Below are 25,564 nucleotides of genomic sequence, written 5' to 3' on the forward strand. Positions count from 1 at the left end.
AACTATGCTAATGAAAAAGAAAATTTTAACCTTGATAATTGCGCTAGCAACGTTAAGTAGCTGCGAAAAATTTCTTGATAAACGAGATCCTACCGCAACATCCTTCGACGAGTTCTTCAATACCGAAGAAGATTTACGTCGGGTAGTCTACAGTAGTTATTTGGATGTTTTTATGGGACCAGGAGAACGTCGCCTGCTCTTCTATATGTTAGATGGTCGTAGCGATAACGCCTATGCTAGAATAGAGACAGACCACCATATGATCATTGCCAATGGCAATATGACAAGCAACGCACGTTTGGCTGAGTACTATTGGACATTATATAATAAACACGTGGGGCGGATCAATACTTACCTCGCGAATATTGACATTCCCTATGTGGAAAATGAGTCGATAAGACAAAAATATAAAGCAATCTTAGAAGCACTACGTATCTGGCATTATTTCAGGATCACTGAAGTTTGGGGTGACGTACCTTTTGTCCTAGTCCCGGTTACACTTGAAGAAGCAATACCTCCAGTAACGCCGAAAGCTGAAATACTGAACAAACTATTTGAAATGAGCCAAGATGTGGCAAACAGGCTCCCTGAAAATGAAGGTACCACAAACGCCTATATGTTCAACAAATACTCCTTCAAAACGTTGGTCATGCGATATGCTCTTTACAATGGACGCTATGAGCTTGCCGCAACCCTTGCGAAGGAAATAATGGACAGTGGCAAATATCAACTTCACCCCCAATATGCTAGCCTATTCAATTATCAAGCAGACAAGACCAATAAGGAGTTTATCATCAAATTTGACATGGAAAGCCACAATAATTCTGCTACAAATTCCTTTCAGCATCTTGCCCCACAATATAAGACCGGAAATGGGCAATCTTATGTCGTTCCTTTGAAGTCTTTGGTTGATAGTTATTGGACACTACAAGGACGTTCGATTGACAAATGCCCCTTACACAGCAAGCAGGAATATGAGCTCAACCCCAAATTAAATCGCGATCCACGTTACACAGCAAGTATTTTTGGGCAGGGCGACCTATTCAACAAAGAAAAAATAGATATTTATGATTCAAAGAGTCTATTCTATTATCAAAACTTACGAAGCAGCCGATCGGGCTATTGGTTTAAGAAATTTGTCGATGAAGCTGATGCATTTCGGACGGGAGGCAATATGTATTTTCCTTTGGCACGCTACGCAGAAGTGTTATTGACCTATGCCGAAGCCAAAATTATGTTGAATAACGTAGATGAATTAGCGAAAAGCTGTATCAATCAGATTCGACAACGTGCAGGACTCGATATGAATGTAGCAGATGTCAATCTCACGGTGAGATCTCAACAAGAATGGATTGACTTAATTCGCAATGAGCGAAGGGTCGAATTTGCCGGTGAGGGGCTGCGCTATAGTGATATTCTTCGATGGAAAACAGCAGAAGTAGTTCTTAATCAACCTGCATTGGGTCACATGCGACAAAGTGCGGATGGGAAATCTGAGGTGCTTAAAATTGAAGATAGAAAATTTTTGAAACATCAATACCTCTGGCCTTTCCACGAAAGTAGCTTTCAAGTCGAACCCAATCTGATCCAAAACCCGGGATACTAATGGAACGATAAAACAAGGGTAGCGCTTATATCACGCTACCCTTGTTTGATTCCTGCCGACTGCTATCTTTAGGAATTTCAGGCAATTGCGCACTAGTATGCCCATCAATTTTTTGTGCTGCAGCCATTGAAACTACCAAATCATTCAGCAAAGTGCTTGCTGCTGTTGGTGAATTTGGAAGCAAGACCAAATTGCTTCTGCTATTTGCTCCAATGGCATTCAGCGTATCATAATGTTGCGTCACGACAATTAAGGCAGAAGCTTCCTGTGCATTGATATTGGCCGCATTCAGCATTTTTACCGATTCTTCCAGCCCCTTCGCAATCTCTCTTCGCTGGTCTGCAATCCCCTGCCCCTGTAATTTTTTAGATTCTGCTTCAGCTTTTGCAACGGCAACAATTCGTATTCTTTGTGCCTCAGACTCATATTCTGCGGCAGTTTTCTCGCGTTCAGCAGCGTTGATTCTGTTCATAGCATGTTTCACCTGTTCATCAGGATCAATATCTGTCACCAATGCTTTGATAATATCGTAACCGTAGCTTTGCATCGCATCCTGCAATTCACTTTTTACAGCAATGGCAATATCGTCTTTTCTTACAAAAACATCATCTAATTTTGTTTTTGGAACTTCAGCACGCACAACATCAAAAACATACGATGTAATCTGATTTTCGGGATTCTCCAGACGATAATACGCGTCTTTTACATTATCTCTGATTACCTGATACTGAACAGAAACTTTCATCTTAATGAAAACATTATCCAATGTTTTGGTATCAATTATGACATCCAATTGCTTTATCCTAAGATTCAGCCGCTTAGCGATCTGATCCAAAAATGGAATTTTTAAATGCAAACCGGCATGACTTACTTTTAAAAATTTACCCAGCCTTTCTATCACGGCCGCAGACTCTTGCTTTACCGTATAAAATGAAGCAAATAATGTAATAAGTCCAAAAAAGACCAAAATTCCTAAATATAGCATAACCTTAAATTTAATATTGGTGATCTACAAACTTACACGTTTACATTGTCATTCTTCTACTACTGACAAAATTTTTCGACAAAGTTCCGAAACTCGGTTATCCATCCTAAAGATAGCCCAACGCTACATTTTACTGTGCTAGCCAACGCTGTGTTCTTTGCAATCTTGGCATAAGCCCCCCGCGATGTCCTTTCAAAAGCTCACTTTCAAAACGAAGCAGCTGCTATTAAAATAGCTATCAAGGTTAATTGGCGTTTAATATTTATTCTGGTTGGATAATGACATAATGGATAAATTGAAATTCGGTTTTAATGCGTGTACGGATGCGGGTAATTGCTTCGGTAATATCTTCTGTATCAATATCATCCTTAAAATCAATGATAAGCATCAATATAACGTCTTCAGGAGACCATGAAATATTATACTTAAAATTATTCGATATTATTATTTTCAAACTGCCGTCACCCAATTTTTGTTTGCTTTAAATACCTTCAAACATAGTTTAGTGCGATTTTTGTTATTTATCATTAAGATGACCCGTACTTTTACCTTTTTTAAAGTAGTTTTATATCCATATAATTGTCTTTATAACACCATACGACATCTTTATGAACAGCTCCGAACAAATAGAACAATTACGAATTGAAAATCTCGAGCTCAACAACCGGATTACTGAACTAACTGACTTTATCGACAGTGCATCTCTAGCACTACATTGGGTTAACCGGGAAGGGGTTATTATTTGGGCCAATCAAGCTGAACTTGACCTTCTTGGTTATCGTAAGGAAGAATATATTGGTTTCCCCATTGCAGACTTTCACACAGATCAGGATACCATTTCGAAAATCCTACACATGCTTTTAAATAATCAACGTGTGGAGGATTATCCAGCAAGTCCGAGGTGCAAAAATGGAGATATAAAGCATGTTGTTATAAATTCCAGTGCTTTGATGAAGGATGACGAATTTGTCCATTCGATGTGTTTTACCAAAGATGTTACGGAAGCCGTACTTGCAGAAAAAAGAAGAGATAAACTCACAGCAATCCTACAGGAGAAGGAAGAGCGACTTCGCCTTGCCATCGCCTCTACCGGACTTGGGACCTGGGATTGGGACGCTGCGAAAGGAATAGTTCAACTTTCCCCACAGGCTCAAGAAATTTTAGAACTTTCTGCCCCAATCCAAAAGAAAGAAGCGATGATAACGCTCATCCATCCGGAGGATCAACCCGCTATTTTCCAGCAAATGAAAGGGCTGAGCGAAAATAAAATGGACGGCCATTTTGAGTTTACCTGCCGCATTATAAGACCTATCACACATGGGATTGCCTTTGTAAAAATCACGGGATCGGCTTTCTTTAGCGGCAGCAAAGAATCGCGCAGGATTATCGGAGCGCTTATGGATGTGACAGATCAGAAAAAAGCGACAGAAAAAAGTGCCGAACTCGCAGCCATTGTTAACTCATCCTATGATGCGATTATCGGAAAGACACTAGACGGTATTATAACCAGCTGGAACGACGCTGCGACGAATCTTTTTGGCTATTCAAACGCGGAAATGATCGGTCAGTCCATCCTAAAATTAATTCCACGAGATAGGCATTCTGAAGAACATTATATCCTGGGGCGAATGCGCATGGGACATTCCATCAAGCATTTTGAAACTGTTCGGCAGACAAAATCAGGCAAATTGGTCGATTTGTCGCTGACGATATCCCCCATAAAAAACGATCTCGGCGAGATCATTGGTGTATCAAAAATTGCACGGGATATCAGCGAAAAAAAGCAGGAAGAGAAGCGAAAAAATACGTTTATATCCGTAGCAAGCCACGAACTCAAAACACCGCTCACCACAGTCTTGATGAGTGCGCAGATGATGCAACAGCATGCAACTATATTTGGTGAAAAAAGTGCCCAGATAGGAACTAAGATCGAATCCCAAGTAAGAAAAATGATGCTCATGATTGCGGATTTTCTAAGTATAACGGAGGTAGACGAAGGAAAATTGCAACTTCATTAAACCATTTTTCAGCTTGACAAATTAATGCGGGACTGTATTAATGATTTGGAAACGAATCGGCACAGCATTGAACTGCGTTGCGATCCTACCGTTCATATTTTAGCTGACTGGCCCAAAATGGATCAGGTTTTTGCCAACTTACTTAACAATGCCATAAAATACTCTCCCCACGGCGGAACGATTATTATTGGCACGCAGATAATAGGCGAAAAAGTACGTATATATGTTCAGGATGAAGGGATTGGAATCGAGCCCAAACATCAAAAAAATATTTTTAAATCATTTTATCGGGTCGATAACTTAAATACTTCTAACATATCTGGATTTGGCATCGGCCTATATTTGGTCGCAGAAATCCTGCGAAAACATGGTTCACAGATACACGTTCAAAGCGCCAAGGATAAGGGATCTATTTTCTATTTTGATTTTCCGTTCACCTACGCTTCAAACTAAATAAATCTATAAGCCTACTAGATCTACATTCCAGCAGATCTACAGTATTAATATACCGACTAGAGCAGCCCGACTTCACTTTGTCTAATAACTAACTCTTTCTGGGCAAATTGTAATTCAAGTTTTTTCTTGAATTGTTTCCAGTAGGCATGGTCGATTTCAGCAACCATGATTTCATAAACCACATTCTCGTCTTTAATTGGCTGTTTTTTAGGATCGATCCATATACCAATGGCAGGGGCACGCGTATAAGCTGTTATCCCGCCAAAGTCTTTAATGAGCTGCTTACTAATATCCTGAAATAGTTGAGCGGAGAAGGGTGTTCCCGACGCATCGTAGAGTGGAAGAAAAAGTTCAATTTTTTTGATGGGCTGACTGTTACTTTTTGCTTTTTCTATTGCCTTACATGCATCTTTAGCACTTAGAATTTTCAAAGGCTGGAAATTTTTGCCTTCCTGTTTATTATAATTTATGAAGAACTGTTGCAGTTCATCGAGCACGGTTTCAGGCAATTGGGCGACACGATGAATGTGACCAAAGACGGCTGAAGCCTCTGGCACAACCAAAAACCGGTCATTTTCTACAGTTTCGCCATTTTTATTCTGCTGTATCGCCTTTATTGCACCAATTATTCTGCATTTCAATATACAGCCAGGAAACGTCCCTTGTTCCGAAATAACGATAATATCCAAAGGGTCACCATCCTCTCCTACCGTGCCCGGGATAAAACCGAAATCATAGGGGAAAACTGAGCCCAAAGGAAGGTATTTTGCTAGAACAAATCCGCCACATTTTGGCTCATAGTTGTATTTAGCATTTGAATTTTTGGGTGTTTCAACCGTGCAGAATATGTATTTCATCGTCATTTCTAAAATGGGTTTCGGCTCAATATCGACTTATTAAAACTAATGAGTTTTATAGTGAACAGTAGCATCTACAATTTCGTTTACGATTTTATAACAAATTTAAAGCGTCTAGGTCTTTACACCTTTTGCCTTTTTGATAGATTGCTCTATCTTTCCCAAACGCTTTCTCCAGGCCATGACTTGCGGTTCTTCATATCTTGGAAGGCCATCCTCCTGCATTAATCCCAGTACTTTGGCCAAACGCTGACTTAAGTCCGCTGACCCACCGTTCAGCTTCTTCCATTTGCGCTGATCTTTCAACAGATCATTTTCATAGGCAGCGAGTGCCTTCTTTATGGTACTTAGCTCTTTCTTGTACATTTTCTGCCTATGATATACAATCATGAGCCGATTATACGCAGCGGTATGCAGCTTATCCTTTGCGATAACTGTATGATAGTTTTTGACAGCATCCTCCAATTTGCCTTCGGATTCTAACAATTTAGCCTGTTTCATTAATTCGTTGATAGACAGACGTGCTGTGGATCTTTGATCAGCCATTTCAATACGATTGTTCGAGACCATAAAACGCGGGTATGAGCCCGGATCATAAAGCGATTGCCTTTCCTAGGGAATCTCGATAGAAGGACAAGATTCAGCAAATAATAGTTTGTCTACTGATTACATCCTAACTAGAACCTTTTCACTCCGCAACTATTCCAGCGTTGCTAGCTGAAATTCTTCAGTACGAGGTTAGCATTTTAAACGAATACACAATTGGTTAAAACTAATTCCTGTATAGTTCGGTTTACTTTCTAAAATCTCAAACTTAATCATTTTAAAACTAAGTCATTATGAGCACTATTCTGATAAAAGATATCATTCAGCAATTAAAGGATGTGGAGCACGCCGATCTATGGATCGATGAAAATTTTGAAAAAAAATTAGCTACGGTGACCGAATCATCTGTTTATGAGCGTCCTATCCCAGAAATGCACAGTGTAGCGGAACTGATGTCGCATCTCATTGAATGGCGTAAGGAGGTTCTGAGCCGTTTGAAGGGAAATCCACGGGGACTCGAAATGAACGAAGCTAGGAATTGGCGAACGAATGACGAACTGAAGACAACAGGCTGGAAAAAGCTGTTGGAAGATTTCTGGGATAGTCAGCGACACGTTATTCACTTTCTCAACGGCAAAGACGATTCCTTCCTCGAACAACCCTATAAACATGCGAATCCTGATTTCCAGCATAACCTCAAATACCTCCTGACAGGCCTTATCCATCACGATTTTTACCACCTGGGTCAGCTGGGTATCACTATTAAATTTTTGAAGCTAAAAAACACGTGAATGTAATATGAGATAGTTGCGTTGGTCATTTTTTTGAAACGATACTGTTTTGACCACTGTTTATCTAGAAATCAAAACTCATAAGATCATGAAAAGAATATTTTTGACCCTAGCAATTGCATTTTCTATTGTTGCTGTCCAAAGTTGCGGCAATGCAAATAACGACAGCAAAAAAACAGCAGACAGTATCAACGAAACAAAAGCACCAGAAAACATAGACGATAATAATACGGCAACGACGCCTGTTGCTGTCAGTGAAGACGATGCAAAATTCGTTACTGAAGCAGCGAACGGTGGCATGGCTGAGGTAGAACTTGGAAAACTGGCAAAGGAAAAAGGCCAGCATCTGGATGTAAAAGCCTTCGGCGAAATGATGGTTAAAGATCATTCCAAAGCAAATGATGAACTTGCAACACTTGCACAAGCAAAAAATATCACGCTACCAGCCACCTTGGGTACAGATGAGCAAAATTTGAAGGATGAATTGTCCAAAAAGGCGCCCGGAGACTTCGATAAATCGTATATCGAAGATATGGTTAAAGATCATGAAAAGGATATCAAGCTGTTTGAGGACGCTAGTAAAAACCTCAAAGATACCGAGCTGAAAGCGTTTGTAGATAAAACTCTACCAACACTTAGAAACCACTTAGATCATGCTAAAAGTGTAAAAGATAAGTTGAAATAATAGCAAAACACAGGGGCTGGTATAGGATATTGGTCCCTGTCTTTTTTAATTACACCTCAACTGCCCCAGCGATACGAAATCCTTTCCTCGGGTATTATCGCGCTCCGATCTTTTTTTAACGAACTGTCTGCTTGCGTTTCTGACGCAATCGCCCCTATATTTGTCGTATTTCCACAGTATTTTCCTGGGAAATCGTAATGATATTTGTCATGTACATTTTAAATAAATTCGTTATGAACACACGTATCAAAACCAATACTATTTTTAAATCATTACTTTATATCATTATGATGATTACTGTTATGCAATCTTATGCCCAAATTAAACCCTCGGCTCAAGGTCTAGTACACCTTAAGGACAGCAAGGTATATTATGAAGTTTATGGTACTGGAAAACCGATTGTATTATTACACGGCGCTTTTATGACCATCAGCACAAACTGGAATCAGCTCATACCCGAACTGTCAAAAAACAGGAAAGTCATCGCCATTGAGTTGCAGGGCCATGGCCATTCACCCTATTCTGATAGAAAATTTGACCACGCCATACTTGCAGCTGATGTTGCCGAAGTGATGGATTATCTGAAAATTGAACATGCTGCAGTGCTTGGCTACAGCTTTGGAGGGGCAGTAGCCTACCAATTTGCCATTCAGTATCCGAAGCGCTTAGATGAATTAGTCATTATTTCTGCTACCTATAAAAGTAAGGGATGGATGCCGGAAATTAACAAAGCCTTCCAGAAAATGAAACCAGCACTATTTGAAAATAGTCCGATACAGCAAGCCTATGAAGCCGTTGCTCCCGACAAAACAAAGTGGACAAAATTTTTGGAACAGATGATCTCATTGGCACAGCAACCATATGATCTGGGAGACGCAAATATTGCCAAAATATCTTCACCTGTACTCTTGATTGCTGGAGACAACGACGGTCTAGACAAGATCGAGCTGGTAAAAACATATCAATTATTGGGCGGTGAAGTAGTTGGTGACTTTGGACAAATGCCGAAATCCCAATTAGCTATTATCCCAGGACAAAGCCACGTCAGCCTGATAGGCCAAACTGGAAGCATTTTAAGTTATCTGAATAGCTTTTTAAAATAAGTCCTGTAGAGGGAGAAGAACTTATGCATATTATTGAAGAAAACCATTCTGATTTTATTTAACTTAGTGTATAGATAATATAAAACCTAGATTAAACCTAATTGAAATCAATAGCGATTGTATATTCACCATGTATGAAACGTCAGCCAAACTTCCTCTGGATAATGCTGTCTATTTTACTATTAACATTTAACCAATTCGCTCAAGGAGCAATCTCAACAAATAAAAATAAACTGCTTCATACTGTTAAGGTTGTTTATTTTTATCCTGCTGACGCAAAACTGTCTTCCGATTGGAAAAATCGTCTCGACCGAACATTGAAGGACATCTCCTCCTATTACAAAACTGAGCTTGGAAATTCGGGGTTTAAAAGTGATGGTATCCCTTTTGAGGCAGACGATTCGGGTTATCGGTACCACTTGGTTCAAGGGTCGAAACCCTCAAATGATTATACAATAAATTCAGGGCGTGAAATAGAAAATGAAATCTTCGAGAAACTGACGCCTGCTATCAATCCAAATACCGAACATATCCTTATTATTACTGCCTTAAGCCATAAAGATGAAAATGGGACCTACGTCTTTCATTCGCCATACTATGGCAGGGGCTCTGCTTCCTCGGGCTTGTGCATGGTTGCCGACTGCGAATTGCTAGATCCGGCATTACTCACGGATGCAAGCACCAAAATAACTTTTACAGAGATGTTTGCCACAAATAAAGAATCTACTGTAGGAGAGTTCAACAGTTGGTACCTCGGTGGGATAGCACATGAAATGGGCCACCTATTTGGATTACCACACGATCATGGTTTTCCAAATGAGTTCAATCCAAACACGATTTCCTTAATGGGAGAACATGGTAGCAGGCACTACAAAGTCGAAAAATGGGGTGGTTTAAAATCAGCTAAATTTTCCAAAGCCTCAGTTTTTCAACTAAGTAGTCATCCCATATTTACACAGCGACCAAAACCTATCCTACAAAAAAACGAATTCCTATTACAATCATTTACGCTATTTCAAGCTGAAAATACGACAAAATTAAAGGTTCAGTACCGTGCAGGTACAGTACCATGTGGCGTTGTAGCACTGATCCGCCCTTATAATATCTCAGAGTATTTGAGCAACAGCTTTACCGCTGTAGTCAATCAGAGCAATTCTGTAGAAATTGATATTGCTCCTTTTGAAGGCAATATACCCTATGAAATAAGAATGCTATTTTTATTCGACAACGGATCAGTTAAAGAATACCGAAAAATGGTTAGCCATAGTAAAGAAGGAGATTTCCTAACCCTTAACAATTTTGGTAAGGCTACCGTCAATGACCTGATTAGAGTAGTAGAAAATGACAGCCTGGATAATCAAAAACAAGCCAAGTTGAGTGTCTTAAATCAATTGTTGCAGGACGACCACCCTATCAACCTTAGAACCATAAAAAAGGACAGTATCTTTCTTTCTGAGGCAGCATGGGAAGAAGCTTATGTAGGTTGGGAAAACCCAGCGAGAAATTATTACACAGCAGAATCTAATGCTTTATTTTTTCTAGAAAACAACGCTAAAGTATATCGCAAAGGATTATATGCCCATGCACCATCCCTGTATAAGTACAAGCTTGCAAAAAAGTGGCGACAATTAAAGATCATCGCAGCTTTACGCGACGGCTCACAAAAACCAGAAGGCATTCAATTTATCATTCGTGGTAATGGGAAAATCCTTTCTTCCCATAACGTCAAACCCAACGAACAGTATCTTTTTGATCTTGATATCACAGGTGTCGATCATCTTGAGCTTCTTACGCAAGATCAAAGCGGCAACAACTTTAATGCCTGGTCAATTTGGTGCAACCCATGTCTTATAAAATAAACAACGACGACCACTATTTATCAAGTTCGCAAAGGTATTTCCAGAAGGTTATATATTCCCGGAGCTGGCCAAACAATTTGATCTCACTGCTATATCTACCGATTGCGGCTGTTAGGCCTCATGAAAATTAGGATAAACAGGCTTTTCATCTGCTCCTGAATATAAGCCCTGAAATCATTTGATTTGCTAATGAATAGCGAATCAAATGATTTTCCCTATATTTAATCACCGTTATGCGACGAACATAATCGTTGACAGTTTGAAGGATAAAAAATGGTTAAACTACCTCAATCTTATTATACTAATACAAATACCATATTCCTGGCGGAAGATCTGTTAGGAAAAGTTCTCTATACGCAAAAAGATGGCCTGGTAACAGCGGGTAGAATTGTCGAGACCGAAGCTTACTTTGGCATTATGGATAAAGCATCCCATGCATTTAACGGAAAGAGAACATCGAGAACCGAGCCGATGTACAAGGAAGGTGGCGTCGCCTATGTATACCTCTGTTATGGTATTCACCATCTGTTGAATATTGTGACTTCTGGAGCAGACGATCCCCAATGCGTTCTAATTAGAGGGATTGAACCGTTGGTTGGCATTGACGTAATGGCATTGCGGAGACCTGTGCGGCCCGAAAAACCCTCCTTCTCCAACGGACCGGGATCTACGGCTAAAGCTTTGGGAATTGACGCCTCATTTAATGGCGTATTATTGACCGGTGATAGCATATGGATTGAAGATCAGGGAATAAAATACAGTTCAGCACAAATCGGAAAAGCAGCACGAATTGGTATCGCTTATGCTCAGGAGCACGCAGTCCTACCCCTGCGTTTTTTTGTAAAGGACAGTAGATACGCCAGGAACGGATAACATAACAATGCGGTTTATTACTGAACTTTTGGGTCAGCCTGCTGTTTTTTGATTATTTTCCGGAACAAGATAAATTCTAAGATGGTGCTGGCTAGATAAATAACGGAGAACAGAAGCAGCATTTTTAACGGGTCAAGAACCATATGATATTTATAAAATCCAACCAAAATATAAATAATCAGTAAGATCAGGCAAACAGCCGGTATTCCCGAAAATGTCAAAAACGATAATCCTTTATTACGGCGAATTTTTTCGATATGATTTAGAAAAAATAGTAAGGAACATAAAATCACCGCGAAAAGATAAATTGTTGAAAAACCCAAATTGACAATAATATCCAGAATAACGATGATTGTCTCGAGAAATCCCGTAGCAGCCGTATCCGTCTCTGCGATAACAAGTCGGTACAGTACAAATAGCGCGACACTTATCAATACATTAACCAACCAAAATCTGAATATAATTTTTCCCATATTACTTCGTATTTTACAATTGCTGTTGCTGATTTCTTGGTTTTATGAATAATATAACCGAGATAACGTTTTGTTTATGCATTGACAACTCCTTCAAGTAAGCTTACAAAGATATCAAGTTATTTTCTGGGACTGATACACGAATATAAAGTCAATCTCGGCGAATAGTAATTATTATGCCATCCAATAAGCCTAACAGCAGACAAAACGGAGCCAAAATCCACCCTGCTTATTTTTAACTTTTAATTAACCACCTGCTGAAATTCAGGGCTTAAAAAGAGCCCATTTTTGGAGACTGTACAGATCAAGCACAGATGAAGCACATGCTAAGCACAGATAAAGCATGGATATAGCACTGTTCGGGTACAAGGGGTTAGTGCCTTGAAAGTGCTTTAAACGCACTATGAAAGTATCTCTATCGTGGATAAAATGGTTGTTTTTTTCCCTCGGCAAGCATATACAATATTTAACTTAAAGAAAACATAGTCTCCATATCGTCGCCTAAATTCGAGGTCAATAGAGGTAATTTCACAAGCCTCTCCAACAAATCGTAATTTCAACTAAATTGGTATATTGCGCTGCAATATGGTGTAAATTTTAAATTATCCGAATCTATTGACTGAGTACCCTAAAGCAATTAAATTCAAATATCCATGGCGTAAATACCAATTACGGGTACTTGAAGAATTACAGGAGCATCTTAAAGATGGTCATTTACATGTGGTGGCACCTCCCGGCTCAGGTAAGACGGTCCTGGGGCTTGAAGTTGCTATACGCATCAATAAACCAACGCTAATTCTCGCACCTTCACGTGCAATCCGTAACCAATGGATACAACGGTTTTGTGAACTTTTTCTTCCATCGGACACCGTGCCTGACTGGATCTCTAGGGATATCCGAAATCCTAAATTTATCACTGTAGCGACTTATCAGGGAATGCATGCTGCCTGCAGTGATCAAGATCCAAAGGGAGCAGATTCAAACCTTGACTTTATCCTAAAAGGATTGAAATCCCAAAAAATTGGTACAATTGTCGTCGACGAAGCACACCATCTTAAAAATGAGTGGTGGCATACATTAATTAATATCAAGAAAAAGCTGAACCCGACGATCGTTGGCCTAACAGCGACTCCCCCTTACGATGTCTCTCCAACAGAATGGCAGCGCTATATGGACCTCAACGGCCCCATAGATGCGGAAATTTCGGTCCCCGAACTTGTCATTGAAGGTGATCTATGTCCGCATCAGGATTATATCTATTTCACCAATCCCAGCGAAAGGGAAAGACAGTTTATTGCCGATTACAGGGATAGTATGCTTAAGCTATTTAAGGAATTAGGCACGGACGAAATCGTACTTCAGGGGATCCAAAATCATCCGATATGGCTAAACCCGATGGATGATCTCGACTGGGTCTATAATAACTTGAAATATTACTCGGCATGCTTAATTTTTCTCCATGCCAACCAAATCCCAATTCCCGAGCTCCATATGGAAATCATCGGTGGCAAAGATTTTAAAATACCTCACCTGGATTATGAATGGCTCGAAATTCTACTTGAATTTTACCTACATCAGGAAAAAGTGCATTTCAATGCATTTGCAGAACATCGAAGCGCGCTGGAAAATAAATTACAACGACACGGTGCCATGGAAAGAAAACAGGTAAACTTTTCCCAAAATAGCCGTGTCCGACAATATTTAACATCCAGTATCAGTAAAATGGACGCTATTACCGCGATTGTGGATTTTGAATATGAAAAATTGGGGAAAGACCTGCGGCTGGTCGTCCTCTCGGATTTCATCCGAAAAGAATTCTATGTAAACACCGACCACAATACGCTTGAATTGAACAAAATAGGTGTCATCCCTATTTTCGAAAAATTAAGACGGGAAAATAAGAATAATAAGAAAATCGCTGTGCTTACAGGATCCATGATCATTATTCCGGCCAGTGCTTACTCAGCATTTCAAACTACTGCTGCTAGATATGGTATATTTGACAGCTCTACGAGCCCTGTTCCTTTTGATGCAAATTACCTTTTAATAAACCAGACGGAGGGTCTTAAACACGATATTGTTCACATTGTCACACAGCTATTCCAGGTTGGAGAAATTGAAGTCCTACTGGGGACCAAATCATTGCTAGGTGAAGGCTGGGATGCTCCGGCAATCAATGCGTTGATTTTAGCGAGTTTTGTCGGCTCATTTGTACTTTCCAATCAGATGCGCGGTCGGGCTATTAGAGCGCAACAGGGCAATAAGGATAAAACGGCAAATATCTGGCATTTGGTATGTGCTGACTCTACCTCGGCAACGGGTGGTGATGACCTTAAATTACTAAAACGACGGTTCAAAAGTTTTGTCGGCGTCTCGCTGCGACAAGAACCTGAAATTGAAAATGGTATAGGCCGTTTTGATCTACCTGAAAACATAAACAACGTTGGGGAAATTTCACGGAAAAATGCGGAAATGCTACTATTTGCTGCCAATCGGGTAAACCTCAGGCAGCGGTGGAATGATGCGCTTACCAAAGGAGTGAATCTCGTCGAGGAGATCAAGATACCTTTTGCGGAAGAACAAGATTATCAACGGGTAAAATCGTTGTATCTCAACAAAACAATTAGAAATGTACTGGCGACAGTGGGCGCTGCCTGGCTAAGTTTTGGACTTGACAACGTTCAAGGATTTTTTAGGGCATTAAAAAATATGCAAAGCCTAAAAGATTTTTATATTTACATCGCCAGCTTGAGTGCAGTAGGAATGCTGCTTTTCGGAAGAAATACGATCAAGTCACTCAGACTATATTTGAAATATCGCGATATTTCCAAAGATCTGAACCAAGTGAGTTCTGCGCTCTTAAATAGCTTGTTAAAAGCACATATCATACGGGCTGATCAAAACGAAGTGCGCGTGGAAACGCAAGTTGACCGCTCCGGTGCCGTTTATTGCCATTTAGAAGGGGGTACAACATTCGACAAATCCATATTTATCAATGCATTACAAGAGATTATTGCACCGATCAATAATCCGCGTTATGTGATTGTCAGGAAGAATAAATTTGCTTTTTTTGTCAAGCAGGAAGATTATCATGCTGTTCCGGAACTGCTGGCACGCAAAAAAGAATTCGCCGAATATTTTAGCAATCAGTGGGAAGCACATGTAGGGAATTGTGAATTAATTTTTACCCGAACAATTGCTGGTAGAAAATTGATCTTAAAAGCGCGGGTGAAATCATTGGCTGCGCAGCTGGATGAAAAAGTACTGCAGGTAAGCAAGTGGCGGTGAAGAAATAAGTTAAAAAAGAATTTCTCCCATTCTGCAGCCAGCCACTACCGCGGACTTTCAACTGTTTAAAGAAAGTTGAATGAACGCTGTCTAACTAATCGATCAGCGCTACAATTGCTGGATCTTCGGGATCTGTTTTTGGAGGAAAATGCTTGATAAGCCTGCCGTTTTCATCGATCAGATATTTCTGAAAATTCCACAGGACAGCAGAACTTTCTACGCCGTTCAAGCTTCTATTTGTTAACCACTGATAAATAGGCGCTTGCCGCTTTCCTTTAACATCAATCTTTGCTGCCATCGGAAAAGTTACGCCGTAATTCCGTTGACAAAAAGCAGCTATTTCGGCATCTTTACCAGGTTCTTGGTCTAAAAAATCATTTGATGGAAAACCTACAATGACCAACTTATCACTAAATCTTTTATACAAGCGTTCGAGTCCCTCGTACTGTGGTGTAAATCCACATTTAGAAGCGGTGTTTACAACAAGTATCTTTTTACCTTTAAACTGCGCAAAATCGATGGACGAGCCATCCAACCCCTTCACTTTAAAATCATATAGCGTAGCTGACTTCAAGGCCATATCTACTTTAACATTACCATTGGTGAATAAATAATAGGCTACACCTGCTGCGATTACCGCCACGATGAATAAAATTATAAAGAGCATTTTTTTTATTTTTTTTTGAAACATGACAATCTATAGCTACACGAAACCACCCCAACATCGTCTGAATTTAGGTCGATGAATACCCTTGGACCTAGGACCAAGGATGGTACATGACAACCTTGCCGACCAACGCTGTACAAGACAAAACGTATGCTGCGAAGTTTTATAAACGGTAAGCGCAACGTTCATCATAGATTAAAGTTACTAAAGAAAGTCTGAATTGAAAATGAAAAGTGCTTTTCTGATCGGATAATAAAACCCTATAAAAAACCGAATCTTCATAACGAAGATTCGGCCGCACTATTAAACTATATAAACCAATTGTGTTCGTTAAAAGTTGACTTATTGTGGGGAGGTTGGTCTATTTGGGTTCAGCGGTATCTGTCCCTTTAGCATCTTTCCACCGTCCATTGTGATCCGGAGATAGTAATCCGAAGAACAAGCAGTCCCATCTTCATCCATGGATTTAATCCCCAGCCCAACCGGAACATCCTGTTGGGTTGCAGCAGTCTTCGCGATCTGATTGGATTCGTTGTACTCATCAAACATAGACACATACATACTCTTGACACCGAGCGAAGTCAGATTATAGAATTGTCGCCACATAAAATCACCATGTTTTCTTTGCCCCTCCTGCAGTGAGCCCGGCAATACACAGGGCTGATAGTCTATGTTATTTAAATTACAAAACTGTAGATCAGCATTTTGGATATGCTGTGCATAATGATCCACGTCTGCAATGGTTCCGATACGTCCTACCATCCAAGGCGACAACATATCAAATGCTTTGTAAACGTCGATGTAGCCCTGCCTCGAATCTCCCCCTGCTTGTGCCAGCCTCCAATGTGTTGGCGTGCCGCCCATGACATAACAGCCTTGGTCGCGAAACCACTGGATCACATCCAGACAGACGGCCGCCGACCAGGGGTGGTTGTTGTCATTAAAACCAAATCCCCAAATACCGACCACAGGCTTGCCATTCTGTTTGGCATAGGCTGGAGACTGAGTATATTGTTTCATTAGATTTAGCCAATCATTTTTTATCTCAGCCTGCATATTAACCCAGGCCGACACATCATACATGATATAAAATTTGACACCGTGTTGCTCGGCGGCAGTTTTAACTTTAGCGGTAATGGCATTGCGAATGGGATCTTCTATCCCTGTGGGATCAAATCGCTGCAATGCCGCCGTGTGGATACCATAATCCTTCATCCATTTAACCTGGACATTGACTGTCTGATCGTCAAATGAAGAAAACAAAGACGCAGGTGAACCATTGCCCAACGCCGGTAAATTGCTGTTGTATTTTTTTTGGTATTCACTGTTGTCGGGCCAAGAAGGAATATGGAAATTACCCTGGGACGGCGTCTGTTGCCAGGCCTCGGTCCAGTGCCACCAATGTGTTCCCATGGGAGAATTGTCGCCAGCGCAGGAAAACCAGCCCTGGTATCCCACAGTAATCTGGCCAACAACATCGCCTGTCGCGGAAACTCCATTATTGCCATTTGCCTTTTTGGCCTCCTCTTTCGGGAGCGGTTGCTCCATCATCTTTTCGCTCTTCGAACAGGACGCCAGCAAAGTTGCCAACAAGAAGACCGCACATAATTTTGTTTGCTTTTTAATACTCATAATCAAGTGATTTTTTTTATAAATGGTTGAAACTGGTTTATACATATTGGTTTATTTCAATGCTGGTGCCCATACTGCTTCGCTGTTTTGAAAGGCCAAAATTTTATTGGGCTTATTCTCGAAATCAAAGTTATGAGGTACCATTAATGAACTATTAACAAGAAATTAATAGCTTCTATAAATCGGTATGAAACGAAAAATTATTTATAAATATATTGGTGGGCCTAAAGCAATTTTGCCGTATATTGAAAAGAAATATTACAGCAATTTATCTATAAAGAAGTATTGATCTAAGCGATCTGATGGGGTTTTCTTTCGAAAAAAGAAAACAATACGATCTAAATGCTGTATATTAAAGGAGCTCAATGGTCGGTTTTTTTGACTACAACTATTTATTCTTTAACAGAAGACCAAAAGTTCATTTGAGTAGTCGTTTTTTAACTCGAATAAATTAAACTAATATAAACACCAATCCGATTTTCTATGAAAATTACGTTAACATTAACCCTTATCATGTTTGTACAAGTCCTGTTTGGACAGAAGTCTTTAACGCCTCAATGGCAATCGGACACTACCCTAAGATCTCCAGAGTCCGTTTGGGTAGATGCCAAAAACAAAGTACTCTATGTTTCAAATACGATTGCCTTCGAACCTAACACAACGGCATTCATCAGTAAACTGGATATGGACGGAAAATTTATCAAAAAAGATTGGGTGACAGGATTAAATGCTGTTTTGGGCATAGGAATCTACAAAAACCGGCTCTATGCAGCGGAAGCATTCGCTAAATCGATTGCCGTCATCGATATAGATAAAGCAAGCATCGTTAAAAGAATTACCATCGATGGTGCTGAGCTGCTCAATGACATTACAGTTGACTCAAAGGGTATTGTTTATGTGAGTGATACGCGACTTGGAAAAGTATATCGCATTGAAAATGACGCCCCTATGCTATATGCCGAAAATCTCAAAGGTGCAAACGGACTGCTGGCTGTCGGCAAAGACTTGTATGTGTTATCGGATGGTGCTCTTGTTAAGATAGATCAGGATAAAAAAACCACTGTAATATCGAAAGGTATGGAAGGTGGATTGGACGGTGTCGTACAAATTAAACCCAACGAATTTGTAATTTCGGGCTGGCAAGGACTGATCTATCATGTCAAACCTGACGGCTCCAATACGGTATTGCTTGATACACGGGACAAGAAGATAAATGCTGCCGATATCGGTTACGACAAATCTTCGGGTATGCTTTATGTGCCTACCGTTAGGAGTAACAGCGTTCAGGCATACAAACTGGACTAAATGATTTAATGGATATACAAGTAGATGAAGCTTTCCACGTTTACCCCTTATACCAAGTCATTTAGAAAGGCTTTTTTGATTATTCCCTTTTTCGTTGTAATTGATGTGTTTTGCGAAATTGTACAACCTCGTCTAATGTCTATTATTGTCGATGACGGAATCTTGCATAAAGATATCAACTACATTTTGAAAATTGGATTGGCCATGATCGGGTTAGCCATCGTTGCCATCGTTGCCAATTTGTGCAACATCTATTACTCTGCACATGCATCTGTGGGTTTTGCGACGAATCTCCGGACTGCCCTGTTTCGAAAAATACAATCTTTTGCTTTTGCGGATACCGATTATTTCAGTTCGGCGTCGCTTACTACGCGGCTCACCAACGACACCAATATGATGCAGCAAGTCATGATGATGTGCTTGCGTATGCTCCTAAGGGCACCCCTTATGATGGTTTTTGCCATTATCTTTGCGGTTTCTATAAATAAGGATCTGTCGATCGTAATGGCCATTGCGTTGCCTATATTAGCCTTAAGCATTTTCATATTATTACGCAAAGGGCTCCCCTTTTTTATCAAGATGCAGCAGGCGGTCGATCGTGTCAATAGTGTTGTGCAGGAAAATCTACTCAATGTGCGGGTGGTAAAAGCTTTTGTCCGCCAGGATTTTGAGAAAAAGAAATTCGACAAAGTCAATTTCGACCTGATGGATGTTGCGACCAAAGCTTCAAGCATCGTTGTCCTTATTATGCCTGTTATGCAATTGGTGATGGGCTTGTCGCTTGTTGCCGTGACCTGGTTTGGCGGACAGAAAGTAATGACCGGAACGCTTGCGCTTGGTGGACTGATGTCCTTTCTAAGTTATATCACGCAGATCCTTATTTCTTTGATGTTGCTCTCATTGACTTTCATGATGATTTCAAGGGCAATCGCTTCGGGTGATAGAATTGAAGAAGTTTTAGAGAAACAGCCTTCCTTATCGGATACGGTGGAAGGTCTCCAAAACAGATACGCTATCACAGCAGGACGGATCGCCTTTCAGCAAGTCACTTTTCGGTACAACAAACAAAGTGCGAAACCCAACCTCGACAACATTAGCTTCGACGTGAAGCCTGCGAGTACCTTAGCTATCATAGGTGGCACAGGTTCCGGAAAGAGCACGTTGGTACAATTAATCCCACGACTGTATGATGTGTCTGAAGGTAGCGTGTTGGTCGATGGCATCGATGTCAGAAATTACCAACTACAGGAACTGCGCAGCGAGATTGCGATTGTCTTGCAGCAAAATCAACTTTTTTCAGGAACTATTTTAGAAAATCTCAAATGGGGAAATGAGCAGGCAACGGATGAGGATATTTATGCTGCTGCCAGGACTGCCTGTGCAGACGATTTTATACGCTCCTTCCCCGCCGGATATCACACGCTACTAGGACAAGGAGGCGTCAATGTTTCGGGAGGACAAAAACAACGCATATGTATTGCCAGGGCTTTATTGAAGAAACCTAAAATCTTAATTATGGACGACAGTACAAGTGCTGTGGACATCGACACCGACCGGAAAATACGTGAAGGTTTAAAAAATTATCTGCAGGATACCACACAATTGATTATTGCACAGCGTATTTCAAGCGTCATGCACGCCGACCAGATATTGGTCATGGAAGAAGGCCGCATTGTCGGTTCCGGATCACACGAGGTACTTCTGCAAACAAATACCATCTATCAGGAAATTTATCAGTCCCAACACCTGCAAAAAGAAGAAGCCTAATGAGTACCTCAAACAAATCCATCCCCGTGAGTTTACCCGGTCCCGGAAGTTCAAGACGCATTAAAAATGAAAAGCCTCAACAGGGATTTAGGGCTCTATGGCGATTGATGCGCTACCTGTCTTCGCAACGGCTGATGCTCCTGCTGATTTTAATTTCACTTTTGCTGGGAACTGCGGGAACACTAGCGGGCAACTACCTTTTACGGCCTGCAATCAACAATTATGTACTTAAAAAAGATATTGTTGGTCTAGGACATATCGCCCTCGTCATGATCGGAATTTATATCGCTACAGGAATTTTCAACATGTTGCAATACCGGCTGACCATAAAAGTTGCACAGAAAACGATTTCCAACCTCCGAAATGAGCTGTTCGACCGCATGCAGTACCTACCTTTGCAGTTTTACGATACCCATCAACATGGTGATCTGATGAGTCGCTTCACCAATGACATGGATACCGTAAGCGACGCCCTAAATAATAGCATTACACAGCTTTTAATCAGCTCAATTACCTTGCTGGGAACACTCGCGCTCATGGTATATATCAGCCCTATCCTATCTATTATTGCATTGATCATGATCCCACTGATGTTATATCTAGCGAAACTGATCATCAACAAAAGCAAGCGTTTTTTTGCCGCCAACCAAGCTGCACTCGGCAATGCCAATGGCTATGTAGAGGAAATGATCAGCGGACAAAAAGTGGTGAAGGTCTTCGGGCACGAAAACGCCGCCATCGAACAATTTGAACAGCTTAATCAAGTGCTCCGGGAAAAAGCAACAAAGGCACAGTTTTATTCTGGCATGATGATGCCTTTGATGGCGAATATGAGCACCATTAACTACGCGCTGACTACCATCGCAGGTGGTATTCTAGTGATCACACGTGGATTCGATTTAGGGGGATTAACTGCATTTTTACAGTATGCACGGCAATTTGGACGGCCTGTCAATGAGATTTCTAGCCAATACAATAGCCTACAGGCAGCGTTGGCGGGCGCAGAACGTATTTTTGCCGTTATTGACACGGCTCCTGAAAGTGAAACGGTCGATCCGCAGGCAATGCCGGCCCCGGTGCAGGGCCAAGTGACACTATCGCATGTAAATTTTGGTTATGTACCGGAAAAACAGGTTTTATTTGATATCGACATCGACGTAAAACCAGGTCAAAAGATCGCTTTTGTGGGTGAAACTGGTGCCGGTAAGTCGACAATTATCAATTTGCTGCCTCGCTTCTACCCTTTGCTATCCGGGGATATTCTGCTAGATAAGACATCGATTTTTAAGCTGGATCGCAATGAACTGCGTAAAAAACTATCTATTGTATTTCAGGACACCCATTTGTTTACCGATACGGTTATGGAAAACATCCGGTATGGCCGGCTCAGCGCAACAGATGATGAAGTGATAGCGGCAGCGAAGCTTGCCGCAGCGGATAGCTTTATCATGCAATTGCCACAAGGGTATAAAACCGAATTGACCAATGATGGAGCCAATCTGAGTCAGGGACAACGGCAGTTAATTAACATCGCCCGGGCAACTATTGCCAATACGCCAATCTTAATATTGGATGAAGCGACCAGCTCGATCGATACACGAACTGAAATCGCTATTCAGGAAGGTATTGACCGGTTAATGCAAAACAAAACAAGCTTCGTCATTGCCCATAGACTCTCGACCATCAAGAATGCCGACGTCATCTGTCTGATCGAAAAAGGGAGAATCGCCGAGTTCGGTTCGCATACAGAATTGCTAAAGCAAAAAGGTAAATACTATCGTTTGTATATGGGACAGTTCGACTGATCATCCCGAAGCTTTAACACCCTGCTTATTTCGTGAATACTGTATTTATTTCTTGGCAGAAGATCTTTTTTGAAAAGTACGGCGGCTTGCAAAATGCGAGATCATCGATTTTCTGAAAGATGGCTACAACACTCTGACATTTGGATACATCTGCCGTCAACTTTACACAGAACTTTGTCTCAAGAAAAAAAAGATTATGAAAGTATTTATAACTGGAGCTTCGGGCTTCATAGGTTCAGCAGTTGTTCAAGAAATGATCGATGCGGGACATCAAGTATCTGGTTTAGCACGCTCAGAAAAATCAGCAGAAATAATCACCAATTTAGGTGCTCAGGTAATCCGTGGCGATCTTGTTTAAAACAAAAACCAAACTTTCGCCCCTGGAATTTCGAGCGGGCTTTCACTAAGTTAGTGAAAGCTAACCGTGACCATCGAATGGCCGTTGGATTCAGTAAAACGGTCCATCTAGGTATGGACATTATAATTTTAGGGGCGGAGATCAAAAAATAAACAGCAGACCAAGCAATAGCTATTATCCGGTCTGCTGTTTGAAACAACAAAGATTATTTTCCTTTTTGATCTTTAATTGTATCTTTAATCGCTTTAGTTTCTTCGGCGGTCTTTTCACTTATTTGATCTTTATACTTATCAAATTCATTTGAGACCTTATCAGCCACATGGCCTGCTGTTTCGCTAATCGAGGATGACACATGATCATACTCTTCTTTCACTTTATCGGCTACTTCTTCGAATGTGTGTTTTGCCTGTTCATTGAGGTCTCTTGTTTTTTCCTTGATTTTTTTCCGCGTTTTTTTTCCACTATTCGGTGCCACTAATAGACCGACCAATGTACCAACTGCTGCTCCCGCCACCATTGCGAGAAGTAATCCCGTTGAATTATTTTTTCCATTGCACATCTTTAAATTCTTTAGACAATCGTAATTAAGCATATATTTCAAAATGATTATGTTGTTAAACTTCTACAAGACCAAACAAAAAAAGCAAAAGATTAGTTTGTCATATTTTAAATAGTGTACAACTAGATTACAGCATCACATGAATCGAAAAGCGCTAAAGATGATCGTTCGGGAACGGCCCGGATCAAATAGATCTACTGGATTCGATTTTTTAGTTCTGACCCCAATTCAGTGTTAATTTTCTTTTGTTTGAAGTATTGAAAAATGACCGCAATAATAAAAAGCACAAAGAGGACAAGAAGGGTCTGTCCAATAATTGGATCATTTATATCCTTTGCCAGGGATGTCCGACCGGAACTCTGGTAAAGGTCTCATTAACAGTAGGCACCAGCGACAAGAAGAAACTAAATGACCATAGAAAATTCTCAAAATACTGAGACTTCGTACTACTTTTCTTCGTTGCGTGCAGCCAATAGGCTACCGTGACAAGAACCAAGATGAAGAGTGAAAAAACATGTCCAGCATTGAAGCCGCCCTGTTTCGAAATTCCTAATGCCGTAAGAGAAGTGATGGCTGTCGCATAAAAATATAACTTCCCCGATAATACTGTAAGATTGATCTTACCATAGCTGATAAATCCTAATACAGCGCCTAAAAGTGCTGTAAGACCAATAACTGTGTGGAAAACTCCTAAACCTGATAAATTCATTTTTTCTATTTTTAACGTTGATAATTTCAAATAAATGTTCCTGTAATGTAAGGTCGTTGTCACGCTTTCACGGTACAGTCCATGGAATAACTACCCTTTAATGAAACACTACAAAGTTGCAATAGAATAAGGAAAATGGTTTTTTGATTTCGTTCAAAGATTTGATGTTTTAGTTCAAAAAACAGGACTACAATCTTATTGGAGAAAACTTGGTCCCCTCGATCAAAATGGAATACTATATACAAGTCACCATTGATTTTTAGTTGCTTTTAAGCTGTCGACGATAATTTGTTGGCGATATGTGGTATTTGTCACTAAAACTCTTTGTAAATGTTGCGAGGTCGTTAAATCCACAGTTAAAGGCAATTTCGGAAACACGCTGATCGGAAACTAAAAGGAGCTCTGCCGCCTTTTCGAGCTTCTTATTTTTGATATAACTGGCAGGTGTATCCTGATATAATTTGGCAAACTCTCTTTTAAATGAAGAAACACTCAGATTATTCTGTTCCGCAAGCTGCTCAATGGTCAATTGGGAAAAGAGATTGGCTTCAATGATCTGTTTAAAAGAATAGGTACTTGAAGAAAAAAGCTGTGATAATATCACCCGTATGACCGACGCGTTTCTCGTTTGGGACAGGAGCAATATAATTTCTTTTAATTTGAGCACCAGTATATCTTCATTGATCAATGAAGGATTTTCAAAATAAAACAGCAAGCCTTCCACATATTTCTGGATCAGAAAATTATTGTCAATTTTTTCTTTTGATTGGTTTGAAATGGTATTTTCGGGTTCAAGCAGCAACGAGGGCAACTCTCTATCGTAAACTTTCTTCAAGGTATCTGGATAAAAAGTGACGATTAACAGCTGACAATCACGCGTTGGATTCACATCGTGGATTCGTTTTCCAGAATTAATACAATTCAGCAATAAGGAATAATGCTTCGCAATAGTTAGCTCTTCGTCATTTGCCTGGTATTGCATCTCCCCTTCCAGCACATAGAGGAAGCAAGCCTGTTCCGCTACTGGAAATTCAAACGTAAATGGTGCCTTCAATGCAATTTTTTGCATCATCGGTCTTCCAAATAGCTCATATTTTTTGTAATCATTTACCATTGCCGCTCAATTTCTCAAATTTAACGATTGAGTTCCGTATAATTAAAATGACAGTTGTGCAATCGAGTCTTATTTTTTAAAATTCCGTTAAAATAGATTCTTCCAATC

23 protein-coding genes are annotated in these 25,564 nt (G+C 40.4%); 13 read left to right on the forward strand and 10 right to left on the reverse strand.

Annotation, left to right across the window (positions count from 1 at the left end):
• Positions 1-10: 10 nt before the first annotated feature.
• Positions 11-1,606, forward strand: a complete 1,596-nt coding sequence (locus B4Z47_RS17020; protein WP_115048156.1) for a RagB/SusD family nutrient uptake outer membrane protein — start codon at positions 11-13, stop codon at positions 1,604-1,606.
• A gap of 25 nt (positions 1,607-1,631) precedes the next feature.
• Here B4Z47_RS17020 and B4Z47_RS17025 read toward each other — a convergent pair whose 3' ends face one another.
• A complete protein-coding gene (locus B4Z47_RS17025) occupies positions 1,632-2,591 on the reverse strand; it encodes an SPFH domain-containing protein (RefSeq protein ID WP_286727699.1) in 960 nt (319 codons plus the stop codon).
• Positions 2,592-2,853: 262 nt separating this feature from the next.
• The gene (locus tag B4Z47_RS17030) at positions 2,854-3,045 is read right to left on the reverse strand and encodes a hypothetical protein (RefSeq protein WP_201303514.1); all 192 of its coding nucleotides are present in this window, start codon (positions 3,043-3,045) and stop codon (positions 2,854-2,856) included.
• A 154-nt stretch (positions 3,046-3,199) separates the two neighbouring features.
• Here B4Z47_RS17030 and B4Z47_RS17035 point away from each other — a divergent pair, with 154 nt between their 5' ends.
• Positions 3,200-4,609, forward strand: coding sequence for a PAS domain S-box protein (locus B4Z47_RS17035; RefSeq protein WP_115048152.1), 1,410 nt, complete (start codon positions 3,200-3,202; stop codon positions 4,607-4,609).
• Positions 4,610-4,633: 24 nt separating this feature from the next.
• Positions 4,634-5,062: a sensor histidine kinase gene (locus B4Z47_RS17040; RefSeq protein ID WP_115048150.1), complete on the forward strand. Its 429-nt coding sequence runs from the start codon at positions 4,634-4,636 to the stop codon at positions 5,060-5,062.
• Between the two features lie 59 nt (positions 5,063-5,121).
• Here B4Z47_RS17040 and B4Z47_RS17045 read toward each other — a convergent pair whose 3' ends face one another.
• On the reverse strand, positions 5,122-5,922 hold the full coding sequence (locus B4Z47_RS17045) for an inorganic diphosphatase (RefSeq protein ID WP_159332899.1): 801 nt from the start codon (positions 5,920-5,922) through the stop codon (positions 5,122-5,124).
• Between the two features lie 114 nt (positions 5,923-6,036).
• Entirely contained in the window at positions 6,037-6,468 is a 432-nt protein-coding gene (locus B4Z47_RS17050) for a tetratricopeptide repeat protein (RefSeq protein ID WP_147282023.1), read from the reverse strand.
• A 293-nt stretch (positions 6,469-6,761) separates the two neighbouring features.
• Between B4Z47_RS17050 and B4Z47_RS17055 the strand changes: the two genes are divergently transcribed.
• From B4Z47_RS17055 to B4Z47_RS17075, 5 genes are all read left to right on the forward strand, one after another.
• Positions 6,762-7,259 carry a DinB family protein gene (locus B4Z47_RS17055; RefSeq protein WP_115048144.1) on the forward strand — a complete coding sequence of 166 codons (498 nt, stop codon included), beginning with the start codon at positions 6,762-6,764 and terminating at the stop codon, positions 7,257-7,259.
• 88 nt (positions 7,260-7,347) lie between these two features.
• On the forward strand, positions 7,348-7,944 hold the full coding sequence (locus B4Z47_RS17060) for a DUF4142 domain-containing protein (protein ID WP_115048142.1): 597 nt from the start codon (positions 7,348-7,350) through the stop codon (positions 7,942-7,944).
• A 233-nt stretch (positions 7,945-8,177) separates the two neighbouring features.
• Entirely contained in the window at positions 8,178-9,047 is an 870-nt protein-coding gene (locus B4Z47_RS17065; protein ID WP_115049522.1) for an alpha/beta fold hydrolase, read from the forward strand.
• 134 nt (positions 9,048-9,181) lie between these two features.
• Positions 9,182-10,906 (forward strand): NPCBM/NEW2 domain-containing protein, encoded by a 1,725-nt coding sequence (locus B4Z47_RS17070; RefSeq protein ID WP_286727700.1) that lies wholly within the window; start codon positions 9,182-9,184, stop codon positions 10,904-10,906.
• A gap of 273 nt (positions 10,907-11,179) precedes the next feature.
• Complete coding sequence (locus B4Z47_RS17075) at positions 11,180-11,779, forward strand: DNA-3-methyladenine glycosylase (RefSeq protein WP_115048138.1); 600 nt, start codon at positions 11,180-11,182, stop codon at positions 11,777-11,779.
• A 17-nt stretch (positions 11,780-11,796) separates the two neighbouring features.
• On the opposite strand, the gene B4Z47_RS17080 is transcribed toward B4Z47_RS17075, so the two are convergent.
• Positions 11,797-12,252, reverse strand: a complete 456-nt coding sequence (locus tag B4Z47_RS17080) for a hypothetical protein (protein ID WP_115048137.1) — start codon at positions 12,250-12,252, stop codon at positions 11,797-11,799.
• 615 nt (positions 12,253-12,867) lie between these two features.
• Here B4Z47_RS17080 and B4Z47_RS17085 point away from each other — a divergent pair.
• Entirely contained in the window at positions 12,868-15,540 is a 2,673-nt protein-coding gene (locus B4Z47_RS17085) for a DEAD/DEAH box helicase family protein (protein WP_115048135.1), read from the forward strand.
• Between the two features lie 94 nt (positions 15,541-15,634).
• Here the strand turns inward: B4Z47_RS17085 and B4Z47_RS17090 are convergent, their stop codons facing one another.
• Both B4Z47_RS17090 and B4Z47_RS17095 read right to left on the reverse strand, forming a co-directional pair.
• Positions 15,635-16,207, reverse strand: a complete 573-nt coding sequence (locus B4Z47_RS17090; RefSeq protein ID WP_115049519.1) for a glutathione peroxidase — start codon at positions 16,205-16,207, stop codon at positions 15,635-15,637.
• A gap of 342 nt (positions 16,208-16,549) precedes the next feature.
• Positions 16,550-17,839 carry a glycoside hydrolase family 71/99-like protein gene (locus B4Z47_RS17095; RefSeq protein ID WP_115049517.1) on the reverse strand — a complete coding sequence of 430 codons (1,290 nt, stop codon included), beginning with the start codon at positions 17,837-17,839 and terminating at the stop codon, positions 16,550-16,552.
• Between the two features lie 483 nt (positions 17,840-18,322).
• Here B4Z47_RS17095 and B4Z47_RS17100 point away from each other — a divergent pair, with 483 nt between their 5' ends.
• From B4Z47_RS17100 to B4Z47_RS17115, 4 genes are all read left to right on the forward strand, one after another.
• Entirely contained in the window at positions 18,323-19,144 is an 822-nt protein-coding gene (locus B4Z47_RS17100) for an ATP/GTP-binding protein (protein ID WP_147282022.1), read from the forward strand.
• A gap of 24 nt (positions 19,145-19,168) precedes the next feature.
• On the forward strand, positions 19,169-20,911 hold the full coding sequence (locus B4Z47_RS17105; protein WP_115048130.1) for an ABC transporter ATP-binding protein: 1,743 nt from the start codon (positions 19,169-19,171) through the stop codon (positions 20,909-20,911).
• Positions 20,911-22,716 carry an ABC transporter ATP-binding protein gene (locus B4Z47_RS17110; RefSeq protein WP_115048128.1) on the forward strand — a complete coding sequence of 602 codons (1,806 nt, stop codon included), beginning with the start codon at positions 20,911-20,913 and terminating at the stop codon, positions 22,714-22,716. Before B4Z47_RS17105 ends, B4Z47_RS17110 begins: the two co-directional genes overlap by 1 nt.
• A gap of 196 nt (positions 22,717-22,912) precedes the next feature.
• Positions 22,913-23,074 (forward strand): NAD-dependent epimerase/dehydratase family protein, encoded by a 162-nt coding sequence (locus tag B4Z47_RS17115; protein ID WP_115048126.1) that lies wholly within the window; start codon positions 22,913-22,915, stop codon positions 23,072-23,074.
• Between the two features lie 205 nt (positions 23,075-23,279).
• Here B4Z47_RS17115 and B4Z47_RS17120 read toward each other — a convergent pair whose 3' ends face one another.
• The 3 genes from B4Z47_RS17120 to B4Z47_RS17130 form a co-directional block, all read right to left on the reverse strand.
• Positions 23,280-23,633: a YtxH domain-containing protein gene (locus tag B4Z47_RS17120; protein ID WP_115048125.1), complete on the reverse strand. Its 354-nt coding sequence runs from the start codon at positions 23,631-23,633 to the stop codon at positions 23,280-23,282.
• 325 nt (positions 23,634-23,958) lie between these two features.
• The gene (locus tag B4Z47_RS17125) at positions 23,959-24,342 is read right to left on the reverse strand and encodes a hypothetical protein (protein WP_201303512.1); all 384 of its coding nucleotides are present in this window, start codon (positions 24,340-24,342) and stop codon (positions 23,959-23,961) included.
• A gap of 259 nt (positions 24,343-24,601) precedes the next feature.
• Positions 24,602-25,456 (reverse strand): AraC family transcriptional regulator, encoded by an 855-nt coding sequence (locus tag B4Z47_RS17130; RefSeq protein ID WP_115048122.1) that lies wholly within the window; start codon positions 25,454-25,456, stop codon positions 24,602-24,604.
• Between the last annotated feature and the right edge of the window lie 108 nt (positions 25,457-25,564).

Source organism: Sphingobacterium sp. UBA2610, assembly GCF_002339225.1.
GTDB classification, from domain to species: domain Bacteria; phylum Bacteroidota; class Bacteroidia; order Sphingobacteriales; family Sphingobacteriaceae; genus Sphingobacterium; species Sphingobacterium multivorum.

What these genes read in the sequence shown, in the direction of transcription:
- B4Z47_RS17020 (WP_115048156.1), top strand. Translation starts at nt 11, where the DNA reads ATGAAAAAGAAAATTTTAACCTTGATAATTGCGCTAGCAACGTTAAGT.
- B4Z47_RS17025 (WP_286727699.1), bottom strand. Translation starts at nt 2,591, where the DNA reads ATGCTATATTTAGGAATTTTGGTCTTTTTTGGACTTATTACATTATTT.
- B4Z47_RS17090 (WP_115049519.1), bottom strand. Translation starts at nt 16,207, where the DNA reads ATGCTCTTTATAATTTTATTCATCGTGGCGGTAATCGCAGCAGGTGTA.
- B4Z47_RS17095 (WP_115049517.1), bottom strand. Translation starts at nt 17,839, where the DNA reads ATGAGTATTAAAAAGCAAACAAAATTATGTGCGGTCTTCTTGTTGGCA.
- B4Z47_RS17075 (WP_115048138.1), top strand. Translation starts at nt 11,180, where the DNA reads ATGGTTAAACTACCTCAATCTTATTATACTAATACAAATACCATATTC.
- B4Z47_RS17040 (WP_115048150.1), top strand. Translation starts at nt 4,634, where the DNA reads ATGCGGGACTGTATTAATGATTTGGAAACGAATCGGCACAGCATTGAA.
- B4Z47_RS17080 (WP_115048137.1), bottom strand. Translation starts at nt 12,252, where the DNA reads ATGGGAAAAATTATATTCAGATTTTGGTTGGTTAATGTATTGATAAGT.
- B4Z47_RS17115 (WP_115048126.1), top strand. Translation starts at nt 22,913, where the DNA reads ATGAAAGTATTTATAACTGGAGCTTCGGGCTTCATAGGTTCAGCAGTT.
- B4Z47_RS17035 (WP_115048152.1), top strand. Translation starts at nt 3,200, where the DNA reads ATGAACAGCTCCGAACAAATAGAACAATTACGAATTGAAAATCTCGAG.
- B4Z47_RS17100 (WP_147282022.1), top strand. Translation starts at nt 18,323, where the DNA reads ATGAAAATTACGTTAACATTAACCCTTATCATGTTTGTACAAGTCCTG.
- B4Z47_RS17050 (WP_147282023.1), bottom strand. Translation starts at nt 6,468, where the DNA reads ATGGCTGATCAAAGATCCACAGCACGTCTGTCTATCAACGAATTAATG.
- B4Z47_RS17120 (WP_115048125.1), bottom strand. Translation starts at nt 23,633, where the DNA reads ATGTGCAATGGAAAAAATAATTCAACGGGATTACTTCTCGCAATGGTG.
- B4Z47_RS17070 (WP_286727700.1), top strand. Translation starts at nt 9,182, where the DNA reads ATGAAACGTCAGCCAAACTTCCTCTGGATAATGCTGTCTATTTTACTA.
- B4Z47_RS17105 (WP_115048130.1), top strand. Translation starts at nt 19,169, where the DNA reads ATGAAGCTTTCCACGTTTACCCCTTATACCAAGTCATTTAGAAAGGCT.
- B4Z47_RS17130 (WP_115048122.1), bottom strand. Translation starts at nt 25,456, where the DNA reads ATGGTAAATGATTACAAAAAATATGAGCTATTTGGAAGACCGATGATG.
- B4Z47_RS17110 (WP_115048128.1), top strand. Translation starts at nt 20,911, where the DNA reads ATGAGTACCTCAAACAAATCCATCCCCGTGAGTTTACCCGGTCCCGGA.
- B4Z47_RS17055 (WP_115048144.1), top strand. Translation starts at nt 6,762, where the DNA reads ATGAGCACTATTCTGATAAAAGATATCATTCAGCAATTAAAGGATGTG.
- B4Z47_RS17125 (WP_201303512.1), bottom strand. Translation starts at nt 24,342, where the DNA reads ATGAATTTATCAGGTTTAGGAGTTTTCCACACAGTTATTGGTCTTACA.
- B4Z47_RS17065 (WP_115049522.1), top strand. Translation starts at nt 8,178, where the DNA reads ATGAACACACGTATCAAAACCAATACTATTTTTAAATCATTACTTTAT.
- B4Z47_RS17060 (WP_115048142.1), top strand. Translation starts at nt 7,348, where the DNA reads ATGAAAAGAATATTTTTGACCCTAGCAATTGCATTTTCTATTGTTGCT.
- B4Z47_RS17045 (WP_159332899.1), bottom strand. Translation starts at nt 5,922, where the DNA reads ATGAAATACATATTCTGCACGGTTGAAACACCCAAAAATTCAAATGCT.